Source organism: Streptomyces sp. NPDC001933, from assembly GCF_042890955.1.
Classification (GTDB): domain Bacteria; phylum Actinomycetota; class Actinomycetes; order Streptomycetales; family Streptomycetaceae; genus Streptomyces.
On record NZ_JBIASS010000105.1, the window covers coordinates 1 to 2,845 of the forward strand.

General features: G+C 66.5%; 3 protein-coding genes. 1 reads left to right on the forward strand and 2 read right to left on the reverse strand.

What is annotated here, in order from left to right; all coding sequences use genetic code 11:
* Positions 1 to 126: 126 nt before the first annotated feature.
* On the forward strand, positions 127 to 501 hold the full coding sequence (locus ACFYY7_RS45540) for a hypothetical protein (protein WP_388672329.1): 375 nt from the start codon (positions 127 to 129) through the stop codon (positions 499 to 501).
* Between the two features lie 34 nt (positions 502 to 535).
* Here the strand turns inward: ACFYY7_RS45540 and istB are convergent, their stop codons facing one another.
* Positions 536 to 1,306, reverse strand: a complete 771-nt coding sequence (istB, locus tag ACFYY7_RS45545; protein WP_388672332.1) for an IS21-like element helper ATPase IstB — start codon at positions 1,304 to 1,306, stop codon at positions 536 to 538.
* The gene (gene istA / locus ACFYY7_RS45550) at positions 1,303 to 2,721 is read right to left on the reverse strand and encodes an IS21 family transposase (RefSeq protein ID WP_388672335.1); all 1,419 of its coding nucleotides are present in this window, start codon (positions 2,719 to 2,721) and stop codon (positions 1,303 to 1,305) included. Before istA ends, istB begins: the two co-directional genes overlap by 4 nt.
* Positions 2,722 to 2,845: the final 124 nt, after the last annotated feature.

Here is a 2,845-nt window from a genome sequence, read left to right on the forward strand (position 1 = left end):
TGTCGGCGTACGGACTTTTCTCCCCAGTTGCGTACGGAGGAATGCCCCCAGCTCTGACCACGGGCAGCGGCAGCACGGCAGAGGATCTCGGTTGAGATTGACGCCCCGACCAGGGACACTCGCGCGATGAGTCACAGCACATCGTCTGAACCGATCGAGCGAGGGTGGGACGAGCCCTGGTATCGGGTCCGCATGGAGGACTTCGAGGCGTCGTTCCTGCCCAGCGACGGCGAGGACTTGGACGAGGTCTGCAACGTCGATGTCTTCGTGACTCTGAAGGATGGATCTCGTTGGACCGCGACCGCGTTCACCGTCGCGGAAGTCGAGCGCCTGACGAAACTCTGGGCAGGAACCGACGAAGCCCTCGGGGGCCGGTACTTCTGGGTCTCGGACGGCCTGATCGTCAGGGATCCCGGCATCGACAACATGACCGACGTGATAGCCGGACTGATCGAGAACGGCGAGTTCTCTGAGATCTTTCAGCGGGTGCTCAACAACTGATCAAGCGCTTGGCCACCGGAAGCGACGTGGGGCGTCAGGCCACGTCGTTGTCCCGCTCGATCGCCTTGAGGCGGTTCTTGAGCCGGTAGCTGGGACCGTTGATGGAGATCACTTCGCAGTGGTGGAGGAGCCGGTCGAGGATGGCGGTGGCGAGGACCTCGTCGCCGAAGACCTGGCCCCATTCGCTGAAGGTCTTGTTCGAGGTCAGGATGATCGAGCCCTTCTCGTAACGCTTGGAGATGACCTGGAAGACCAGGTTCGCCTCCGCGCGTTCGAGCGGCTGGTAGCCGACTTCGTCGACCACGAGGACGCTGGGCCGCAGGTAGGTGCCGAGCTTGTTCGTCAGTCGGCCGGCGGCCTCGGCTGCCTTGAGGTTGCGGACCATGTCGTCGAGGCTGGTGAAGTAGATCGAGTAGCCGGCCCGGCAGGCCGCAACCGCGAGAGCGACGGCGATGTGCGTCTTGCCGACCCCGGGCGGCCCGAGCAGAGCGGCGTTTGCCTTGTCCTCGACGAACGAGAGGGTGGCCAGGTCCTTGACCTTGCGCGGGTCGAGCTCGGGCTGGAAGGAGAAGTCGTACTCATCGAGCGTCTTATGGTGCGGCAGCCGGGAAAGCCGCAGGCCTTGGCGGAAGCGGCGGTCGTCACGGACGGCCAGTTCCTCGGAAAGCACCAGGTCGAGGAAGTCGAGATAGCCCATCTTGCCCTCGTCGGCCCGCCGGGTGTACTCGTTGATCGTTTCGGCCAGGTGGGGCAGGCCGAGCTTGCCGGCCGTATTGCGGATGCGGGTGGAAACCAGCTCGCTCAAGACGTTTCCCTCGTGCTCGGACGGGTGGTGAAGGGACGGGTACCGGTCAGCTCGTCATAGACCGACAGCGGACGGCGACCGACCTCGATGCTGGTGGCCGCGGCCCGGTTCAGCAGGGCCTGCAGAGGTCCGGCCGCCTCGCCCCGGGGACGCTCACGACGGGGACGGGGCACAACATCGCCGGTGGTGGTGCGGCGTCCCTTGCCTGTGGGCAGACCGTCCCAGTGGGCCTCTTCGACGACGCGGGCCCCGCGGCCGATCGCTCGCGGGTGGGTGGCCAGCAGCGTCTCGCCGCTGGCGTCCGCGATGGTGGAATGCAGCATGACCTGTGATTTCGTGGCCCGGATCTCCACCAGCTGACGCGGTCGGACCTTGCGGGCGGGCACGGAATAGAGGTTGCCACCGAAGGCGACCAGGCAGTCCTTGCCGACTGGCCGCAGGTGCCGTTCGGCCACCAGATACGGAGTCTCCGGCAGCGGTTTGAGGGCCATGTGGTCGCGGGCCGCCCGCTCTCCGATGATCTGCTGGTGAGTCCTGTGGGCCTGAGCCCGTCGCTGCGGCACCCAGGAAGTGAAGGCGGCGTCCATCTCCTCGACGGAGGAGAACGACCGGCCGGACAGGACGTGGTCGCGGACGATGAGGACCTGCCGTTCGACGCGGCCCTTGCCGGTGGGCCGGTAGGCGGCCAGGACGTCGATGTCGAAGTCGTAGTGGCCGGCGAACCCGACCGCTTCCGGATGCAGCGGGACCGCCTCGCCCGGAGCGACGTGGCGTCGGACCACGGTCTTCGTGCGGTCGTAGACGATCGTCATCGGGACGCCGCCGAAGTGGGCGAAGGCCCGGCGGTGGCAGTCGAAGAACGTCTGGAGGTCCTGGCTGGTGGTGAAGCAGCAGAACGGGTCGCGTGAGTACGACAACGTCATGTGGAAGGAGTAGACCTTCCCGATACCCATGTGGGCGAGGATCTTTCCCTCGTCGCCCCAGTCCACCTGAGCCTGGGCGCCGGGAATGACCTCGAACCGGCGGTGCATGCCGACGAGTTCCTTCGGCGTGATGCCGAGTTCCTCGGCGATCCGGGGCCGGGCTTCCTGAACGTAGAGCTTGACGCGCTGGTAATTGCCGGGGAACCCGTACTCCGCGGCCAGCCGCCCGTGGATCACCGCGGCCTTCATCAGGATCTCCGCCCGCAGCATCGAGTCGACCAGCGGCGCGAACTCGTCGATCACCCTCGCCTTCGACCGCCCGTTCGGCGACCGCCGCGGCGGGGTCGCCGGACCCGGCGCCGACAGATACTTGCGGACCGTCTTCCGGTCCAGCCCGGTCTCCCGGGCCACCTCCGACAGGCTGATCGCCCCGGACTCCAACAGACTCCGGAAGCGCCGCAATTCCAACCATCGATGCGGATCCAGGACCACCGCCGACCGCCTTCCGCCGCCTCTCACCGACCAAGCAGCAGAGTGCCGAGCAGCAGGTCTCAACGCATCAACAACTGTCCCTTTTCATCCGTACGCGGGTGGGGACGTTCACTTGTACGCCGAC

Bases quoted from the DNA above. Each gene is read 5' to 3' on its own strand.
- ACFYY7_RS45540 (WP_388672329.1), top strand. From the start codon at position 127: ATGAGTCACAGCACATCGTCTGAACCGATCGAGCGAGGGTGGGACGAG.